Source organism: Thermodesulfovibrio hydrogeniphilus (assembly GCF_054657355.1).
Genome location: NZ_BAAHYW010000001.1, coordinates 1,050,863 through 1,069,433 on the forward strand (window position 1 = coordinate 1,050,863; position 18,571 = coordinate 1,069,433).

Genomic DNA, 18,571 nt, shown 5'->3' on the forward strand with positions numbered 1-18,571 from the left:
AGGCATTCTTTTTTCGGTCATTGCGAGGGCACTCCGTGCCCGAAGCAATCTGATTATTTCTACTGAGAGATTGCCACACAAACTGGCAGCAGGCTCGTAAAAAATGCAGACTCGCAATAACAAGGAAGTGCAAACTTTTTATATAAAAGCTTGCTTAATTTAAATTTGGAAATAATCTGTAAGTTTTAGTAAACTTTAATTAATATACTATTTTATGGAGGAGCAAATGCAGATTCAATATGCTGAGAGAATCAAAACTTTACCACCTTATCTTTTTGCTGCCATTGATCAAATGAAAAGAGAAGCCCTTTCAAAAGGTGCTGATTTAATTGACTTGAGCATTGGTGACCCTGATATTCCAACCCCCAATCATATTGTAGAAGCCATGAAAAAGGCTGTTGAAAAACCTGAACATCACAGATATCCAAGCTATGAAGGAATGCTTTCTTACAGAGAAGCCGTAGCCGGATGGTATAAAAGAAGATTTAATGTAGAGCTTGACCCTGAAAAAGAAGTTCTCTCTCTGATAGGCTCAAAGGAAGGAATAGGGCACATTCCCCTTGCATTTATTGATCCCGGAGATATAGTTCTTGTTCCTTCGCCGGGATATCCAGTTTATCCTGTTGGCACAAAATTCGCAGGAGGCATTCCATATTTTATGCCCCTTCGCGAGGAAAATAATTTCTTACCGGATTTAAAAGTAATTCCAGAAGATATCTGCCACAAAGCAAAACTTATGTTCATAAATTATCCTAACAACCCAACTTCTGCTGATGCTACAGAAGATTTTTACAAAGAAGTCATAGATTTTGCTAAAAAATATAACATAATAGTTTGCCATGATGCTGCTTATTCAGAAATATACTTTGAAGAAAAGCCCATCAGTTTTATGCAGATTGATGGTGCAAAAGAAGTTGGCATTGAGTTTCACTCTCTTTCAAAGACATACAATATGACAGGCTGGAGAATAGGTTATGCTGTCGGAAATAAAGATATCCTTGCAGGACTTGGAAAGGTCAAAACAAATCTTGACTCTGGAGTCTTTCAGGCAATTCAGGAAGCATCTATCGTTGCTCTTGAAACAGATGACAGCATTTTAAAAGAGATTAGAGATATTTATAAGGAAAGAAGAGATATTCTCTATGAAGGGCTAAAATCTGCTGGATTTGAAGCTAAAAAACCGAACGCCACATTCTATCTATGGGTAAATGTTCCACGTGGAACAAATTCTATAGACTTTGTGGCAAAGCTTTTAAAGGAGGCAGAAGTTCTATGCACGCCGGGAGTTGGATTTGGTGAATACGGAGAGGGTTATATAAGGTTTGCCCTTACCCAGCCAAAGGAAAGAATAATAGAAGCGGTTGAAAGAATAAGGAGACTTAAAATATGAAAACAATTACTGTCAAGACATCTTCAAGGGAAGAATTTATTGATATAACCGATGAGGTTGAGAATGCTATTAAAGAATCAGGAATAAAAAGCGGTGTTTGCTATCTGTATGTTCCTCACACCACAGCTGGGATTACTATTAATGAAGGAGCTGACCCTTCCGTGAAAAAAGATATAATCAATGCCCTTAAAAAGATAGCTCCCTATGGCGCGGGATATTCACACATGGAAGGGAATGCAGACAGTCATATAAAAACAACTCTTGTTGGCTCATCGGTAAATGTATTAATTGAAAACGGCAAGCCATTACTTGGCACATGGCAGAGTATTTTTTTCTGTGAATTTGACGGACCAAGAACAAGAAAAGTTTATCTAAAAATAATCAAAGGGGAGGAATAAATGTTAAACATTAATGCAATTGCTCCTGAGGAGCTAACTCTGGAGTCAAAATTTAAGTTTCGCTGTTATCCTGGTATTTCGTGTTTCAAAAGCTGCTGTAAAAACATAGATATCATGCTTACTCCGTATGATATCATGAGATTAAAAAACAGATTTGGCATTTCATCTGGAGAATTTTTAATGAAGTATGCTTATGTTTTTATAGAGCCCAAAAGCGGCTATCCTTTTGTCTTTCTTAATAAGAATGACGATGAAGAAAAAACATGTCCGTTTCTTTGTGATGCTGGATGCTCTGTGTATGAGGACAGACCGGCAACCTGTAGATACTATCCAATAGGACAGGCATCTCTTAAAAAATTTGATTTGACAGACGGAATTACAGAGGAACATTACTTTTTTGTCCGTGAGACTCATTGTAAGGGATTTGAGGAAGACAAAGAATGGACAGTTGAAGAATGGAGAAAGGACCAGGGCGTTGACCTGTATGATGATATGAACAGAGGGTGGAGAGAGTTATTTTTTACGAAAAACATGCGAGCAGAAAAGCTTGACGAAAAAAAGCAAAAAGCTTTCTATATGGCTTGTTATAACATAGATGCCTTTAGAGACTTTGTTTTTGAAAGCAGATTTCTTGATGTTTTTGATGTCTCAGATGAACAGATTGAAAAAATGAAAAAGGATGAAACCGAACTAATGAAGTTTGCCTTTGATTATGTAAAATTCTTGCTCATGATCAAAGAGACACTTAAGTTGAAAAAATAGCTCATCTGACTTGAGATGACTAATACTTTCTAAAGACCTCTAATTGTTAATTAGAGGTCTTTTTTATGAACATTCTCCACAATATAGCGATAGAAATCCAGTAATTGCTATAATCATGTGAAAATTAAATTTCTTGTGTCATTGCGTGGCATTCTTTTATTTTTTCTTCATTGCGAGCATCAAATTTTTATTTTTGCTCATTGCCACGCCTGTCAAAAGGCAGGCGTGGCAATCTGGTCTATTTTTGTGGTAGTAAACAAGCAAAATTGCTTGAGACTAAAGCCCTTCCCAAATACAAAAATAGGATTCGTCATGATAGGAAATAATCTACAATTAAAACAATCCAAAATTCACCATCCACCAAGCACTAATCAGAGACTGCTTCGCCTCCTTCAGAGGCTCGCAGTGACACACTACACCGTCATTGCTTCGGCATCCATTAGGATGCCGAAGCAATCTCTACTTTGTTTTTCAATAAAGCCTTATTAGAGACTGCTTCGCCCCAGATTGCCACACTATCGCTCACAACAGAAGGCTCGCAGTAACGAAAAAGTGTCATTGCGAGCCTCACCGAAGGTGAGGCGTGGCAATCTCGTTTTTCTTCTCTCCTAAAGGGAGATCACTTCGGCTTGCTTCGCAAGCCTCGTGATGACGGGTAGGGAAGTCATTGCGAGGCATCCATTAGGATGCCGAAGCAATCTCGTCTTTTTCGCCCGATAAAAATACCTATCAATGACCTTTGAAAATCGTGATATTTTTGGTATAATGAAAAATTAAATTAATTTAGACTTATAAGAATTTATAAAAAAAACATACTTTTGTATGTCTAAGAAAGGAGGGTTGAAGGGATGAGGGAAAGTAAGGTTGTAAAAGGCAGTGACATGCTACAGCTTGTCACATTTCATCTTGGTGGAGAGGAGTATGCAGTGGATATTCTCAAAGTGCAAGAGATAAACAGAATGAAGGAAATCACAAAAGTACCAAATGCACCTTTTTATGTAGAAGGAGTTATTAATCTGCGTGGAAAGGTTATCCCTGTTGTAAGTCTTCGCAAGATGTTTGGACTTCCAGAGGCAGATGATGTAGCCCAGCAGAAGATAATGATACTTGACATACACGGAATAACCATAGGAGTAGTGGTAGACACAGTATCAGAAGTGCTTAGGATACCAACCTCTGTGGTTGAGCCAGCACCACCAATGACATGTTCAGTTGACAGTGACTTTATCTCTGGGATAGCAAAGCTTGAGGACAGGTTGATTATTTTGCTTGACATGGACAGACTTGTAGGCAAAGAAACAGCAGCAATGTTTGGTGCAGAAGAGCAGGCTTCAGTTACTTCTGAGCCTGTGCAGGCAATTGGGTAAAGAGGGTGTATGTGTATGTGAAAAGTGAGAGGTGAGATGAGAACTTTTTACGTGTAACGTCTTACGTTTAATCAAAAACCTAAAAAGGGGGGGTGAGTATGTTTAAAAATTTAACGATTGGGAAAAAGTTTTATATTGCTTTTGGAGTGGTTTTATTTCTTATGATAGCAGTCTCTGCATTCACAGTTTTACAGCTTTACGGGATTGTTAACAACACAAGCGAACTTAAAGAAAGGATAGACAAAATCGATTCTGCGGCAACCATATCAGATATTGCAAGATTGGGCGGAGAACTTAATTCTGCGATAGGAAGGTTTAGAGTATAACTCTAAGTGATTGGGGGAAGGCTAAAATCTAATGCCTTCCCCACTTAAAAATCCATCTTTTCTTCAAATTCTTCAATACTACTTGCTCTTATTGCTAACCTATGAAGTCTCTTTAGCACATCCCTTTCCTGTATTGATTTTATCTTCTCCTTCAATGTCCCTCCCACAAATCCAAATCTCTCCTCCAATGCCTCAATAACAAGCTCCTGTGCATCAAGTATTAAGCCCTTCTGTATTCCTCTCTCTATTCCCTCAATATAGAAAGGGTCTTGCTCCTTTGGTATTACTATTGGTAGTGGCATTTTATTCACCTCCTTGAGCAAGGTCGCATACTCTTGAAGTATGTCCTTTCTTAATTTTATCAAATACAACAGCTTTTGTATATAGCTCCTTCTTTTGCCCTCTGGTAACTCCCTCAGTTTCTCAATTAGCCTTTCCCAAAATCCCTCTCCCCTTCTGCATAAAACAGCTAAAATGTTGTCATTTGGGTCTTCACTTTCAAGAAGAACTCTGCAGTCTATCTCTTTTATGTCCTTCACTGTATAGCTGAAGCTTAACGGTCCAATCTGAATATGCTCTTCATATGGACACTTTCCATCTGCAAGCCATAGTATCATCTGCCAAGGATTTTGTCCATATCTTGTCCTTATCCTTAAAAAATAATTAATCATCCTTTCAGGTAAATTTGGGTCATTCTGAACCTGAAGCTCAATGTGAATTATTGTTCCATCCTCAAGCCTTCCAATGAAGTCAGCAACTCTTTCATCAACTTTAGGAAAGGTTGTATCAAGAATCTCTGTAACTTTCATTCCAGTAAGAATTTCAGTGAATCTTAAGGGAATTGACTGTATAAGTTCCCTTATTGTTCTGTCATATTGAAAAGCTTCGTTTGACATGAGTAATTATAACATATAGAGATTGCTTCGCACCTTCGGTGCTCGCAATGACAAAAAAAGACCCCCTTCAGCTGAAGGACCATTGCAACAGTTGCCTTGTAAATTATTGATTTTAAATCCTTTTAAACCCCGGCTGCGAGAATCTCCCCCAGTTTCACTAAATTTTTATCAAAATTGCCTATTTTTTAGGCAGTGACCCCTCACAAATCCTTATTTTTCAATAGCCGAGAATCTCAGCCTTGTCAATGAACAAGGTTTTTATTGATTATATCAAATTTTCAAAAATTTAGCTCGCTATTTTGAAAGACCGAAAAAAAAGATAGACACTCGTCACTGCGAGCCCCCTGTTGCGAGCGATAGCGTGGCAATCCGCAACATCGTCACTGCGAGCCTCCGAAGGAGGCGAAGCAGTCTCTAATAAGGCTTTACTGAAAAATAAAGTAGAGATTGCTTCGCATCCTTCGGATGCTCGCAATGACAGCAAAAAATACCTAATTTTCAAATGGTTATACCAATTATTGGCTTTCTATCTCTATTTTTAGGAAAAGAGTTATATATTGGGAAGTTACTAAATATTGAAATTTGGAAATAATTTGATAGTGGCTAATTTATGCGGAATTTAGGATAATTAAACAATTTGAACAAAAAAAGAGAAATTTAACAAAAAAAAGCAATATTTGGCAAAAAAGAGCAAAAATTAGCAAAAAAGTAAGTTATTTAGCCTTGATTGAAATGTTAATTTCAAGTTATATTAGCACTCGATAGAGTTAGTTGCTAATAAAAAATTAATAAAAGGAGGTAGGATATGAAGATTAAACCACTTAAAGACAGAGTAGTAGTAAAGTACTCCTCTGAGGAACTTGAAAAAACCCCGGGCGGAATCTATGTTCCAGATGTAGCAAAGGAAAAACCGCAGAAAGGAGTTGTTATTGAGGTTGGGTCAGAAGTTAAAGAAGTCAAAGTAGGTGATACTGTTCTTTTTGATAAGTACGCAGGTTCAAAAATTAAGGTTGATGATGTTGAGTACTTGATTATCAAGGAAGAAGAAATTCTCGGAATTGTAGAAAAATAAAAATTTGATAAGGAGGGAATGATATGGCAGCAAAACAGTTAATATTTGGCGATGCAGCAAGACAAGCTATACTTAAAGGCGTAACAATACTTACAGACGCAGTCAAAGCAACATTAGGTCCAAGAGGAAGAAATGTTGTTATTGAAAGAAAATTTGGTTCTCCCAATGTAACAAAGGATGGTGTAACAGTTGCAAAGGAAATAGACTTAAAAGACCCATTTGAGAATATGGGCGCTCAACTCGTTCGTGAGGTAGCATCTAAAACCTCTGATGTAGCAGGTGATGGAACAACAACAGCTACTGTTCTTGCCTATGCAATCTACAAAGAAGGGCTTAAATATGTATCCGCTGGTGCAAATTCAATGGATTTAAAGAGAGGAATTGATAAAGCTGTTGAGGTTGTAGTTGAGGAGCTTAAAAGAATATCAAAACCTGTTGTTGATAAAAAAGAGATTGCGCAGGTAGGAACAATCTCTGCAAATAATGACTCTTCCATCGGTGAACTCATAGCAGAGGCTATGGACAAAGTTGGAAAAGATGGAGTCATCACTGTTGAGGAAGCTAAAGGAATGGCAACCACCCTTGATATAGTTGAAGGAATGCAGTTTGATCGTGGATATATTTCACCATATTTTATAACTGATCCTGAAAGATTAGAATGCGTACTTGAAGATGCTTACATTTTAATCCACGACAAAAAAATATCTGGCATGAAGGACCTCTTACCACTTCTTGAGCAGATTGCAAGAATGGGCAAACCTCTTCTCATTATTGCAGAGGATGTAGAAGGTGAAGCACTTGCAACACTTGTAGTAAACAAACTTCGCGGAGTGCTTCAGGTTTGTGCTGTTAAAGCACCCGGTTTTGGCGAGAGAAGAAAGGCAATGCTACAGGATATAGCAATCCTCACAGGTGGACAGGTTATTTCAGAGGAAGTTGGAATGAAGCTTGAAAATACAAAGATTGAGGATCTCGGAAGAGCCAAAAAGATTATTGTTGATAAGGACAACACAACAATTGTTGAAGGTGCTGGAGAGCCACAGCAGATTCAGGGAAGAATTAAGCAGATAAAGGTACAAATTGAGGAAACCACATCCGATTATGATAGAGAAAAACTTCAGGAAAGACTTGCAAAACTTGCAGGCGGTGTTGCAAGAATTAACGTTGGAGCTGCAACTGAAGCAGAGATGAAAGAAAAGAAAGCAAGAGTTGAGGATGCATTGAATGCAACAAGAGCTGCAGTTGAAGAAGGAATTGTTCCGGGTGGTGGAGTAGCACTTTTAAGATGCCAGAAAGCTCTTAAGAATTTAAAACTTGACAACCATGACCAGCAGCTTGGCGTTGAGATAGTTAAAAAAGCACTTGAAGAGCCAATCAAACAAATTATTGCCAATGCAGGCGTTGAGGCAACATTAATTGTTGAGAAGGTCAAGGAAAATAAGAATGTAAATTACGGATACGATGCATACGCAGAGAAATTTGTTGATATGATGGAGGCTGGAATTATTGATCCAACAAAAGTTACAAGAACAGCTCTCCAGAACGCTGCATCCGTTGCAGGACTTATGCTTACAACAGAAGTTCTTGTAGCTGAGATTCCAGAGGAAGAAAAAAAGCCTCCAATGCCCTCACCTGACATGTATTAATAATTAGATACAAAACTTCTTCCAAAAAGGGGCAGGCATTTGAGTCTGCCCCTTTCATTTTTATAGAATAAAAAATGAGCAAAATTTTGATTGACGGATACAATCTTATCGGAATCGCCCATAGAGACCTAAAAAAAGCAAGACAAGAACTAATACTTAATCTAATAGAATACAAAAAGAAAAAAGGACATGACATAGTTGTAGTTTTTGACGGTTATAAAGAAGGACATGGCAGAGAGACTTCGGAAGTATTGAACGGTGTAAGAGTTATCTATACAGGTGCTGGAGAAAGGGCTGATGATGTTATTAAAAGGATTATGAAGGAAGATAAAAGTTTCTGGATCGTCATAAGTTCAGATAGGGAAATAGAAAAATCAGCATGGAAGGAAAACTGCGTGCCAGTTAGTTCTGATATTTTTTGGGATATACTAAACGGAGAAGAATATTATTTTGAAAAACCAAAGGGAATAACACTGTCAAAAAGACAAAAAGCTATTCAAAGAACAATAATGAAATTAATATGATGTCATTTTTTAAATTACCACCAGCATTTCAAATCAATACAATTTTTTTTGCAGGGATGGCGTTTTTAGTAATGATTTTTTCCTCAAAAGTGCCATCTTGGACAAATTTTTTTGTTCTTTATGCATCTATGGCAGTGGGTCAAGTCTTTTTATCTAAAATTCCCAATACTCCCTTTATCTCTTTTATAAAAAATATATATTTCCCAACATTTTCTGTTCTTGTAGCCTTTGACACTATAGGAGAACTTGTGCCTTTGATAAATCCAGGAGATATTGACCATATTCTGCTTGAGCTTGATTATAAGATTCTTGGGTTTTATCCATATCTTTCGTTGCAACAAATACAATCTCCAATTATAACGGAAATCATGCAGATGTCTTATTGCGTTTATTATATTATGCCTTTTACAATCGGCATTTATCTTTTAATAAAAAAGGACAAGGCAGAATTTCACAGAGCCCTATTTCTTCTACTTTTATGTTATTATTTATCATACATTGGATATATTTTATTCCCTGCATTAGGACCAAGATTCATCCTTGCCGATGGTTTAAAACCACTTAAGGGTTTGTTATTTGCAGAAAATATCAACAGCTTCCTTAACTACCTTGAAGGAATTAAAAGGGATGCATTCCCGAGTGGTCATGTTGCAATATCTCTTGTGGTTCTGCACATTATGTGGAAAAACAGTAAAAAGCTTTTTTATATATTTTTGCTCCCTGTAACGCTTCTCATAGCCTCAACTGTATATTGCAGATATCACTATTTTGTTGATGTTTTAGGGGGTTTTGCCTTAACAGTTGTAACTTTATTAATTGGTAATTTATACTATAATTTTTGGTTGGTGAAAAATGGAAGTTCCTTTTTTAAAAGATAAGGATGGTTATTTTTTGAAAATTTTTGTTAAACCAGGGGCAAAAACTTCAGGTATAGAGGAAATTGAAGGAGATACAATCAAAATCAAAGTAAGATCACAGCCTCATGATGGACTTGCAAATAAAGAACTCTTAGAAGTTTTGGCTGAATTTTTAAGTGTGCCAAAATCCAAAATTGAAATTGCAAGGGGAAAAACATCCAAGCATAAAATTATAAGGATAAAAGGAGAAATATCTTGATAGAAAGCCTTACTGGATACGGAGCATCTGAAAAGGGAATTTTTAGGGTAGAGGCAAAATCACTCAATCATCGTTTTCTTGAGATTAATGTCAAACTACCTACTGTACTATCTAAACACGAGATAGACATTAGAAATTTAGCAAAGGAGAATTTTCAAAGGGGAAAGATTGATATAATTGTTTCCATTAATCAGAAAGAAAGGATTGGCAAAGTCTATCTTAATAAGGAACTTGCTGCTCAACTGTATTCTGCATTCATTGATTTAAAAAAAGACCTGAGCATTCTTGGTTCAATTGATCTTTCAATATTCTCTAATTTCAAGGAACTATTTATTTATGAGGAAGAATCCCCTGATGTTAGTACTTTGATGCTTGCAGTAAATGAAGCCCTTGATGGACTAAAGCAGATGAGGATAAAAGAAGGTGAGATCATAAAAGGCAGTTTGATAGAAATATTGGAAAATCTTGAAAAGAACGCAATGGAATTAGAAAGACTTGTTGACATAAGTTATAATAATTACATAAGCACTTTAAAAGATAGAGTGACAGAGTTAATAGAGCAGAATAATCTTGATGAAAAAAGAGTCTTTGAGCAGATTATTATATATGCTCAGAAGGTAGACATAAAGGAAGAAGTGGATAGGTTAAAAAGTCATCTTACTCAGTTTAAAGAAACAATTTTAAAAGGTGGAGTGGTGGGGAAAAAATTAGATTTTCTACTTCAAGAAATCAACAGAGAAACAAATACAGTACTTGCGAAATCTGAAGATATAAATGTAAAAAATCTGGCTATTGAGATAAAAACTCAAACAGAAAGATTAAAAGAACAAATTCAAAATATCCAGTGACCATGCTTGTTAATATTGGTTTTGGAAATATTGTTTTTCTCTCAAGAATAGTTGCTATTGTAAATCCCAACTCTTCACCGATAAAAAGAATGAAAGATGAGGCAAAGCAAAGAGGTAAACTTATTGATGCGACTGAAGGAAGAAAAACTCGCTCTATTATTATTACAGATAGTGATCATGTTATTCTTAGTGCCTTGCAGGTTGAAACTATCCTGCAAAGAATAAATGAATTAAGCAGGTCTGAAGATGACAGGTTATAGAAAAGGAATTTTATTTGTAATTTCTGCACCATCTGGAACTGGAAAAACTAAGATATGTGAAAGATTGCTCAAGACTTTGCCAAATTTAAAAATGAGCATTTCACATACAACAAGAAGTCCTCGTCAAGATGAAAAAGACGGGGTGCATTATTTTTTTGTTAATAGAGAGCAGTTTGAGAAAATGATACAAAATGACGAATTTGTTGAATGGGCTGAGGTATATGGAAACCTTTACGGGACTTCAAAAAAAATGATTAATGATTTAATAAATAAGGGCGTAGACATATTACTTGACATTGACACACAGGGAGCAAAAAATATAAAAAAGCTCTATCCAGATAGTGTATTAATTTTTATTCTTCCTCCATCTGTTGAAGAACTTGAAAGGAGATTAAAGAACAGAAACGAAGATTCAGAAACAATCAAAAAAAGATTATCTAAGGCTGCAGATGAAATTGCCCAATATGAATTTTATGATTACGCAGTAATAAATGATAATCTTGAAATAGCAACAGATGAAGTTTTAAGTATAATAAATGCGGAAAAATTGAAAGTCAGTAGAATAGATAAATCTAAAATAGAAAAAATCTTACAAAAATAAGGGGGTTAACATGCAGAAAAAAGACACTTTTATGGACATTATATCGCTGCCAATAGAGCTTGACAGGAAGGTAATTGACAGCAGATATAGGCTTGCCAGAGTAGCAGCCCAAAGAGCAGCAGAACTTTCCTTAGGAGCTGACCCTAAGATTGAGCAAAAAGCTAAAAAGGTCACAACCACAGCAATTCTGGAAGTTTTATCTGGAAAAATAAGTTATCTAACAGGGGATGAAGCTCTCCACATAAAAGAAAAGATAGACAAAATTGACATTAAGAAGATGCTGGAGGAAAAAAGAAGAGCTATTCCTGATATATCAGAACTTGAAAAGGATCTTAAAGTGTATCTTCATGGCAAAGAATCTGCTGAAAAAATGTTAGAAGAGCTTTTTGGGGAAGAATCAGACAATGCAGCAGAAAATTCCGAGCAAAATGAATAATTAATCTGAAACAGTATGTTACTTAAAAATAAAAAAATTGTTCTTGGAATCACAGGGAGTATAGCTGCTTATAAAATATTTGAACTTATCAAACTTTTTAAAGATGCTGGAGCTGATATTATTCCTGTGATGACAAAAAATGCTTCATATTTTGTTACACCATTAAGCATAGAAATTGCTTGTGGCAATAAAGTGCTAAGTGATATGTTTGAAACTCTGATGTCTCATATTGAGCTTGCCAAAGAGGCAGATGTGTTTGTCATAGCTCCAGCAACAGCAAATTTTATAAATAAATACGCCTGTGGTATAGCAGATGACCTGCTTTTAACAGCCTCTCTGGCATGCAGAGGTCCTGTAATTATCGCGCCAGCAATGAATTGGAGAATGTATCAGGCAGCCCAGACTCAAAAAAACATAACATACCTTAGAAGCATAGGTGTTAATTTTGTAGAGCCTGAAGAAGGCTCTCTTGCCTGTGGTGAGGAAGGGAAAGGAAGGCTTGCATCAATAGATAAAATTTTTGAGGCAGTTATAAATGTTTTTACAGATAAAGATTTAAAAAATGAGCAAATTCTCGTTACCTCTGGCCCTACAAGACAGTATATTGATCCGATAAGATTTATTACAAACAAATCTTCAGGCAAAATGGGATATGCTTTAGCTAAAGCAGCATATCGGAGAGGAGCAAAAGTAACATTAATTAGTGGACCTACATCAATACAACCACCAATTGTTGACAAACTTGTATATGTAGAGACAACCAATGAAATGTTAAAAGCAGTTATGCAAGAAATCAAGTCTTCAACAATTCTTATAATGGCAGCAGCTCCCCTTGACTTTGAACCAGAAAAATACCATAAAACTAAAGTGGATAAAAAAGCTTTAAAGTCAATTTCTCTTAAGCTATGCCCCGACATTTTAAAAGAAGTTGCTCAACTCAGAACAAAACCTTTTACTGTAGGATTTGCCGCAGAGGCAGGATTAAATATTGAGAGAGCTAAAAAGAAGTTTAAAGATAAAAAACTTGACATGATTGTTCTTAACAACATACTTGGCGAAAATGGAGCCATGGGCTCAGAAACTAATCAGGCAATAATTATTTACAAAAAAAATAATGAATTTTATGAAGAGAAAACAGAATTACTTTCAAAACAAGAGCTCGCCGATGTAATTCTCTCAAAAATTAAGGAGTTAAAAGTTGAAAAGCAGATATAAAATTCGCCAAAAAAAGATATTAGATAAATATTTTTCAGGAATTGATGGTTTTTTAATCACAAATATAAAAAATATCAGGTATTTAACAGGTTTTACTGGAAGCTTTGCCTTACTGCTTCTTACAAAAGAAAAAGACATTTTGATTGTTGATTTTAGGTATTTTGAACAGGCAAAAAAAGAGACAAATTCTCAAATAATCCTTCTTGATTTTTCGCAAAAATGGTTTGATGCTATTAAAAAAATTTGCTCGGAAAATGCAATAAAAAAACTTGGCTTTGAAGTCACATGCACTTATGATATGTATAATTTGCTTAAAAAAAATCTTGAGAACATTGAGCTTGTGCCTGTTGAATATGCAGTTGAAGAAGTTAGAGCTATAAAAGATTCAGATGAGATTTTATGCATAAAAAAAGCTGTAAAAATAGCTGAAAAGGCTTTTTTAAGAGTAAAACCTTACATAAAAGAAGGAAAAACCGAGAGAGAGATTGCATTAAGACTTGAGCATTCAATAAGAAAGCTTGGCACTCAGATTTTACCTTTTCCTGTGATAGTTGCCTCCGGAGAAAACTCAGCGATGCCTCATTGGAGAAACTCCGAAAGAAAACTTAAAAAAGGAGACTTTGTGATAATTGACTGGGGAGCAGAATACAATGGCTATTTTTCAGACATGACAAGAACATTTGTAATTGGACAGCCAAACAAAAAGCAAATAGAAATTTACAATATTGTCAATGAGGCAAGAAAAAAGGCAATTGAAGCTTGCAAAACAGACATTAAAGCAAAAAAAATTGATGAAGTTGCAAGAGATTTTATAAAAGATGCAGGATATGGGGAAATTTTTGGACATTCAACAGGACATGGAGTTGGTTTGGATGTGCACGAGTTACCCAAAATAAGCACTACTTCAGAAAATTTGCTTGAATGTGGTATGATTTTTACAATTGAGCCCGGAATTTACATTGAAGGATTCGGAGGAGTGAGAATAGAAGACATGGTGCTTGTAAGAAAAAATTCTATAGAGGTTCTTACAAATATCTCAAGGGAATTAGAAATTTTATAGGAGGTGGGAAATGATTTCAACTAATGAGTTTAAAAAGGGGTTAAAAATTGAATACAAAGGAGAGCCATATGAAATCATTGACTTTCAACATGTTAAAATGCAACAAAGGGCTCCGATTGTAAGGACAAAAATCAAAAGTCTGAAAACAGGAAGAGTGCTTGAGGAGAATTTTCCTGCTGGTGAAAAATTTGAAAAGCCTGAAACTGAAGAGAAAAAAATGCAATATCTTTACGCACAGGGAGATTCTTATGTTTTTATGGACATGGAAACCTTTGATCAAATCTCAATCCCTAAGGAGAGAATAGGAGAAGCAATATACTACATAAAAGAAGAAATGATTGTTGATGTGCTTTATTACAAAGGCGAGCCCCTTGTTATTGAGCCTCCAATGTTTGTTGAATTAAGAGTAGCAGAAACAGAACCTGCTTTCAGAGGAGATACAGCTTCAGGAGGCACTAAGCCTGCAAAACTTGAAACAGGGCTTGTTGTAAAAGTTCCTTTTCATATTCAGGTAGGAGACCTATTAAAAATAGATACAAGGACAGGAGAATACATAGAGAAAGTAAAGGAGTAAGTGATGGAACTTGAAGATATAAAAGATATCATATCCTTTCTCAAGGATACGGATGTTACAGAGTTAAACATAGAGAAAGAAGGCTTTAAAATAAGAATAAAACGGGGCTACATATATGGTCCTGTTGAGATTACAAAAACAATAAAAACATCAGAAGAAGTTCCTCTATCTCAAGAGGCAAAAAAAGAAGAAGAACATCTTCATACAATCACCTCTCCTTTAGTTGGAACTTTTTATAGAACTCCCTCGCCCGATTCACCACCTTTTGTTGAAATTGGTACAAGAGTTGAAAAAGGTCAAGTTTTATGTATAATAGAGGCAATGAAAATAATGAATGAAATTGAAAGTGATGTATCCGGAATTGTGAAGAAAATTTTAGTTGAAAATGGACAACCTGTAGAGTACGGTGAACCTTTATTTTTAATTGAGGTTGGATAAATGGAGCTTTTCAAAAAAATTCTTATTGCCAACAGAGGAGAAATCGCTGTTAGAATTATCCGTGCATGCAGAGAACTCGGCATTAAAACAGTTGTGGTTTATTCAGAAGCTGACAAAGACTCTCTTCATGTTAAGCTTGCTGATGAAGCAATATGTATAGGTCCTGCAAATCCTGCTCAAAGCTATTTGAACATTACAGCAATTTTGTCTGCTGCAGACATAACAGATGCAGAAGCAATTCATCCGGGATATGGGTTTTTGTCGGAAAATGCTCAGTTTGCAGAGGCATGCATCAATTCAGGAATAACTTTTATCGGTCCCACACCTGAAAACATCCGTATAGGTGGAGATAAAATTAAGGCAAGACAGATATTGAAGAAAAAAGGCGTGCCTGTTGTTCCCGGAAGTGACGGACCTGTTACCTCAGAGGAAACTTGTATGAAAGTAATCAAAAAAATCGGTTTGCCTGTAATACTTAAGGCTTCTGCTGGAGGTGGTGGCAGAGGCATGAGAATAGTTACAGAAGAAAAGGACATAGAACAGGCATTTTTTATGGCTCAAAGAGAAGCTTTGGCAGCTTTCGGAAATGGAGAGCTTTACATTGAAAAATATTTTCCAAAGGTCAGACACATTGAAATTCAAATCCTCTCTGACAAACAAGGTAACATAATCCATCTTGGGGAAAGGGACTGTACAATTCAAAGGAGGCACCAGAAACTTCTTGAGGAAGCTCCTTCTCCTGTTTTGAACGAAAAATTAAGGAAAAAAATTGGTGAATACGCAACAAAAGCAGCTAAAGCCTTAAAATATAAAAATGCAGGAACTTTTGAATTTATTGTAGATGACGAACTTAATCCATATTTTATAGAAATAAATACAAGAGTGCAAGTTGAGCATCCTGTAACAGAGGAAATTACAGATATTGATATAATAAAAGAGCAAATCAAAATAGCTAAGGGACTTCCTCTTTCAATTAAGCAGTCTCAGATTAAGTTTAAAGGACATGCTATAGAATGCAGAATAAATGCTGAGGATCCTGAGAAATTTACCCCTTCACCGGGAATAATAGAGTTTCTTCATCTTCCCGGAGGACCTGGCATAAGAGTGGATAGCTATCTCTATGATGGATGCAAGGTTTCTCCTTATTACGACTCGCTTGTTGCAAAAGTTATAGCAAAAGGAACAAACAGACAAGAAGCCATAGTAAGAATGAAAAGAGCTCTTGAAGAAACAATTATAAGTGGTATAAAAACAAATATTCCGTTTTTTTTAAAATTGCTACAGCATCCAGATTTTATCAAAGGGAAATTCTTTACTAACTTTATTCAAAATATGAATAACAATGAAAAATCATAAACTACCTTCAATTTGCCTCATTGCCTCATCAAAGGATTTCCCCAAAATAGAGATAGCCCTAAAAGCAGGCATTCGCTGGATTCAGTTCCGCGAAAAAGATTTATCAAGAAAAGAAATTTTACAATATGCCTATCAGTTAAGAGATATAACTTCAAAGTACAATTGTCTTTTAACAATAAATGACTATACTGATATTGCCATTGCGGTAAAGGCTGATGGAGTTCATGTTGGTCAAGATGATTTACCCGTAGAGGTTGCGAAAAAAATTTTTTCTGGTATAATTGGATTGTCAACTCATAATATTGAAGAAGCAATTGATGCACAGCAAAAAGGAGTTGATTACATTGGATTTGGTCCAATTTTTTATACAAAGACTAAAAAAGAAGCTCTTGCACCCAGAGGGCTTGATATGCTATCTTTTATTCTAACAAATGTAAAAATACCTGTTTTAGCAATTGGTGGAATAAAGAGCGAAAATTTAGGGGAACTAAAAGAGATTGGGTGCAGTTATGTAGCAGTAAGTTCAGGAATTTTAGAAGGGGATGTGGTAAAAAATGTTGAAAAATTTTTTAAATTTTTTTAAATTATAACATGAAAAAAAATTTGTTTGAAATTATGACAAAAATATTTAATAACAAAGAAACAGGTGTGTTATCATTAGCTTTTGCTGAAGAGAGTAATTTATTTAAATTTTACTTTAAAGATGGTGAAATTTATCACGTTTCGTTTGGATTAAAAAAAGGGAATCCATGTTTAAAAGAAATAGAAAAGAAAGAACCAACTTCATATAATTTTGTGTCTAATATAACAATAGATATTAAAAGCAATGATTTACCAACCACAGAAAAAATTATTGAATATATAAAAAATTTAAATAAACAAGTGTCTGCTGAAGAACCTTTCTCAATTAAATCGTTAGAATTTCAAAAAATTAAAGATTCTATTAAAATAGCTTTGATAAGGCAAATTGGACCAATAGGAGGAAAAATATTAGAAAAATATATAGTTGAGAAATGGACTCCTTCTAATCCTCTTACAAAAGATGATATTTTAAGGCTTGTTGAAATGTTAAAAGACGAAATTGAAGACCCTTTATCAAAAAGAGAGTTTCTTGCTGAAGTAAATAAATTATTGGAGGTATATAAATGAAAAAATTTGAACTTGGTTTAAAAACAGGTATAGCTTTACCACTTTTAGGGACGTTAATTATTGGTCTGACTTTATTATTTCTATTTAACTATGTGAATACAATGAAAGAATTTAAAGACAGAGAAGAAGTAAGCATCAAAACAGCTGTTAATACAGCTAAAGCTTTCCTTGAAATTACTGCTCTTCATTATCAGCAAATGGCTGGATTTGTAGCAAACATGCCAGATGTCCAAGAGATAGTCAATAAAAAAGACAGAAACAAATTAATTGATAAATTTTTACCTTCCTTTAATTACCTAAAAGAAAATTTTGGCGTTTCCCAATTTCATTTTCATGTACCACCTGCTATTTCGCTTTTAAGACTTCACAATCTTGCTCAGTATGGAGATGATTTATCGCAAACTCGTAAAGCAGTTGTGTATGTTGAGACAAATAAAAAAGGAACAAAAGGAATAGAAATTGGAGTTGGGGGTGTTGGAATTAGAGGAATAGAGCCGATTTTTTATAAAAACAATTATGTTGGTAGTGTAGATTTTGGCGGCGGATTTGAAAAGGAATTGCACATCATTAAAAAAGCCATTTCAGGAGAGGTAGGAGTAATATTTTATAAATCTGCTCTTGAGGGCTGGAGTGGGTTGAAAGATGTAAAATTTAATATAGGAGAGTTTATTCCTCTTTATTCTACAATACAAGATATAAAGCCTTTTATTTTTGAAAGTGCACTAAAAAAAGCTTCTCAAAACCAAGAAACTTATTATACTGACTTTGTCTCTCAACGTGGAAAAGATTTCTTCGTTGCTTATATCCCTCTGAAAGATTTTTCAGGTAAAAATATTGGCTTTCTTTATTTGATTAAAGAAAGAGTTTTGGCTTCATCTAAAGTCTTCACAAATCTCATCATTAATTTATTAGCTTATTTGGCAATCCTTATATTAGTTGCTTTGTTAATAGGTTATGGTATGAATAAATATGTTATAAATCCAGTTGTTACATTAACAAAATTAGCTGATGATATCTCAATGGGTAAAACTGCTGAGAAAGTAGAAGTTAAAGATGCAAAAGGAGAAATCGCTGTACTCGCAAAGGCAATTGAAAGAATGAGAATAACAATGAAAAAATTACTTGAATAAGGAGAAA

The 18,571-nt window shown here is 35.1% G+C and carries 23 protein-coding genes; 22 read left to right on the plus strand and 1 reads right to left on the minus strand.

Features of this window, described 5'->3' with window-relative positions; translation table 11 throughout:
• Positions 1 to 226 precede the first annotated feature (226 nt).
• The 5 genes from ACYQ3P_RS05275 to ACYQ3P_RS05295 all read left to right on the plus strand — a co-directional run bounded on the left by ACYQ3P_RS05275 (position 227) and on the right by ACYQ3P_RS05295 (position 4,243).
• Positions 227 to 1,390, plus strand: a complete 1,164-nt coding sequence (locus ACYQ3P_RS05275) for an LL-diaminopimelate aminotransferase (RefSeq protein WP_460176895.1) — start codon at positions 227 to 229, stop codon at positions 1,388 to 1,390.
• Positions 1,387 to 1,788: a secondary thiamine-phosphate synthase enzyme YjbQ gene (locus tag ACYQ3P_RS05280; RefSeq protein WP_460176896.1), complete on the plus strand. Its 402-nt coding sequence runs from the start codon at positions 1,387 to 1,389 to the stop codon at positions 1,786 to 1,788. Before ACYQ3P_RS05275 ends, ACYQ3P_RS05280 begins: the two co-directional genes overlap by 4 nt.
• The gene (locus ACYQ3P_RS05285) at positions 1,789 to 2,550 is read left to right on the plus strand and encodes a YkgJ family cysteine cluster protein (RefSeq protein ID WP_460176897.1); all 762 of its coding nucleotides are present in this window, start codon (positions 1,789 to 1,791) and stop codon (positions 2,548 to 2,550) included.
• 848 nt (positions 2,551 to 3,398) lie between these two features.
• A complete protein-coding gene (locus ACYQ3P_RS05290; RefSeq protein ID WP_460176898.1) occupies positions 3,399 to 3,917 on the plus strand; it encodes a chemotaxis protein CheW in 519 nt (172 codons plus the stop codon).
• A 98-nt stretch (positions 3,918 to 4,015) separates the two neighbouring features.
• On the plus strand, positions 4,016 to 4,243 hold the full coding sequence (locus ACYQ3P_RS05295) for an MCP four helix bundle domain-containing protein (RefSeq protein ID WP_460176899.1): 228 nt from the start codon (positions 4,016 to 4,018) through the stop codon (positions 4,241 to 4,243).
• Positions 4,244 to 4,287: 44 nt separating this feature from the next.
• Here the strand turns inward: ACYQ3P_RS05295 and ACYQ3P_RS05300 are convergent, their stop codons facing one another.
• The gene (locus ACYQ3P_RS05300) at positions 4,288 to 5,139 is read right to left on the minus strand and encodes an RpnC/YadD family protein (protein WP_460176900.1); all 852 of its coding nucleotides are present in this window, start codon (positions 5,137 to 5,139) and stop codon (positions 4,288 to 4,290) included.
• An 805-nt stretch (positions 5,140 to 5,944) separates the two neighbouring features.
• Here ACYQ3P_RS05300 and ACYQ3P_RS05305 point away from each other — a divergent pair.
• From ACYQ3P_RS05305 to ACYQ3P_RS05385, 17 genes are all read left to right on the plus strand, one after another.
• Positions 5,945 to 6,211, plus strand: coding sequence for a co-chaperone GroES (locus ACYQ3P_RS05305; RefSeq protein WP_460176901.1), 267 nt, complete (start codon positions 5,945 to 5,947; stop codon positions 6,209 to 6,211).
• A gap of 23 nt (positions 6,212 to 6,234) precedes the next feature.
• Positions 6,235 to 7,857 (plus strand): chaperonin GroEL, encoded by a 1,623-nt coding sequence (gene groL / locus ACYQ3P_RS05310; RefSeq protein ID WP_460176902.1) that lies wholly within the window; start codon positions 6,235 to 6,237, stop codon positions 7,855 to 7,857.
• A 74-nt stretch (positions 7,858 to 7,931) separates the two neighbouring features.
• Positions 7,932 to 8,381, plus strand: coding sequence for an NYN domain-containing protein (locus ACYQ3P_RS05315; protein ID WP_460176903.1), 450 nt, complete (start codon positions 7,932 to 7,934; stop codon positions 8,379 to 8,381).
• 56 nt (positions 8,382 to 8,437) lie between these two features.
• A complete protein-coding gene (locus tag ACYQ3P_RS05320) occupies positions 8,438 to 9,259 on the plus strand; it encodes a phosphatase PAP2 family protein (protein WP_460176904.1) in 822 nt (273 codons plus the stop codon).
• Positions 9,234 to 9,497, plus strand: coding sequence for a DUF167 domain-containing protein (locus ACYQ3P_RS05325; protein WP_460176905.1), 264 nt, complete (start codon positions 9,234 to 9,236; stop codon positions 9,495 to 9,497). Before ACYQ3P_RS05320 ends, ACYQ3P_RS05325 begins: the two co-directional genes overlap by 26 nt.
• A complete protein-coding gene (locus ACYQ3P_RS05330) occupies positions 9,494 to 10,345 on the plus strand; it encodes a YicC/YloC family endoribonuclease (RefSeq protein WP_460176906.1) in 852 nt (283 codons plus the stop codon). The genes ACYQ3P_RS05325 and ACYQ3P_RS05330 overlap by 4 nt, the downstream gene beginning before the upstream one ends.
• 2 nt (positions 10,346 to 10,347) lie before the next feature.
• Entirely contained in the window at positions 10,348 to 10,605 is a 258-nt protein-coding gene (locus tag ACYQ3P_RS05335) for a DUF370 domain-containing protein (RefSeq protein WP_460176907.1), read from the plus strand.
• Positions 10,592 to 11,206: a guanylate kinase gene (gene gmk / locus ACYQ3P_RS05340; RefSeq protein WP_460176908.1), complete on the plus strand. Its 615-nt coding sequence runs from the start codon at positions 10,592 to 10,594 to the stop codon at positions 11,204 to 11,206. The genes ACYQ3P_RS05335 and gmk overlap by 14 nt, the downstream gene beginning before the upstream one ends.
• Positions 11,207 to 11,216: 10 nt before the next feature.
• Entirely contained in the window at positions 11,217 to 11,642 is a 426-nt protein-coding gene (gene rpoZ, locus ACYQ3P_RS05345; RefSeq protein WP_460176909.1) for a DNA-directed RNA polymerase subunit omega, read from the plus strand.
• A 15-nt stretch (positions 11,643 to 11,657) separates the two neighbouring features.
• On the plus strand, positions 11,658 to 12,857 hold the full coding sequence (coaBC, locus tag ACYQ3P_RS05350; protein ID WP_460176910.1) for a bifunctional phosphopantothenoylcysteine decarboxylase/phosphopantothenate--cysteine ligase CoaBC: 1,200 nt from the start codon (positions 11,658 to 11,660) through the stop codon (positions 12,855 to 12,857).
• Positions 12,841 to 13,917, plus strand: a complete 1,077-nt coding sequence (locus ACYQ3P_RS05355) for a M24 family metallopeptidase (RefSeq protein WP_460176911.1) — start codon at positions 12,841 to 12,843, stop codon at positions 13,915 to 13,917. Before coaBC ends, ACYQ3P_RS05355 begins: the two co-directional genes overlap by 17 nt.
• Before the next feature lie 10 nt (positions 13,918 to 13,927).
• Positions 13,928 to 14,491, plus strand: coding sequence for an elongation factor P (efp, locus tag ACYQ3P_RS05360; RefSeq protein ID WP_460176912.1), 564 nt, complete (start codon positions 13,928 to 13,930; stop codon positions 14,489 to 14,491).
• A 3-nt stretch (positions 14,492 to 14,494) separates the two neighbouring features.
• On the plus strand, positions 14,495 to 14,929 hold the full coding sequence (gene accB, locus ACYQ3P_RS05365) for an acetyl-CoA carboxylase biotin carboxyl carrier protein (RefSeq protein ID WP_460176913.1): 435 nt from the start codon (positions 14,495 to 14,497) through the stop codon (positions 14,927 to 14,929).
• Positions 14,930 to 16,285 (plus strand): acetyl-CoA carboxylase biotin carboxylase subunit, encoded by a 1,356-nt coding sequence (accC, locus tag ACYQ3P_RS05370; RefSeq protein WP_460176914.1) that lies wholly within the window; start codon positions 14,930 to 14,932, stop codon positions 16,283 to 16,285.
• Positions 16,272 to 16,868 carry a thiamine phosphate synthase gene (gene thiE, locus ACYQ3P_RS05375; protein WP_460176915.1) on the plus strand — a complete coding sequence of 199 codons (597 nt, stop codon included), beginning with the start codon at positions 16,272 to 16,274 and terminating at the stop codon, positions 16,866 to 16,868. The genes accC and thiE overlap by 14 nt, the downstream gene beginning before the upstream one ends.
• 8 nt (positions 16,869 to 16,876) lie before the next feature.
• Complete coding sequence (locus tag ACYQ3P_RS05380; RefSeq protein ID WP_460176916.1) at positions 16,877 to 17,434, plus strand: DUF8082 domain-containing protein; 558 nt, start codon at positions 16,877 to 16,879, stop codon at positions 17,432 to 17,434.
• The gene (locus ACYQ3P_RS05385; protein WP_460176917.1) at positions 17,431 to 18,564 is read left to right on the plus strand and encodes a cache domain-containing protein; all 1,134 of its coding nucleotides are present in this window, start codon (positions 17,431 to 17,433) and stop codon (positions 18,562 to 18,564) included. Before ACYQ3P_RS05380 ends, ACYQ3P_RS05385 begins: the two co-directional genes overlap by 4 nt.
• Positions 18,565 to 18,571: the final 7 nt, after the last annotated feature.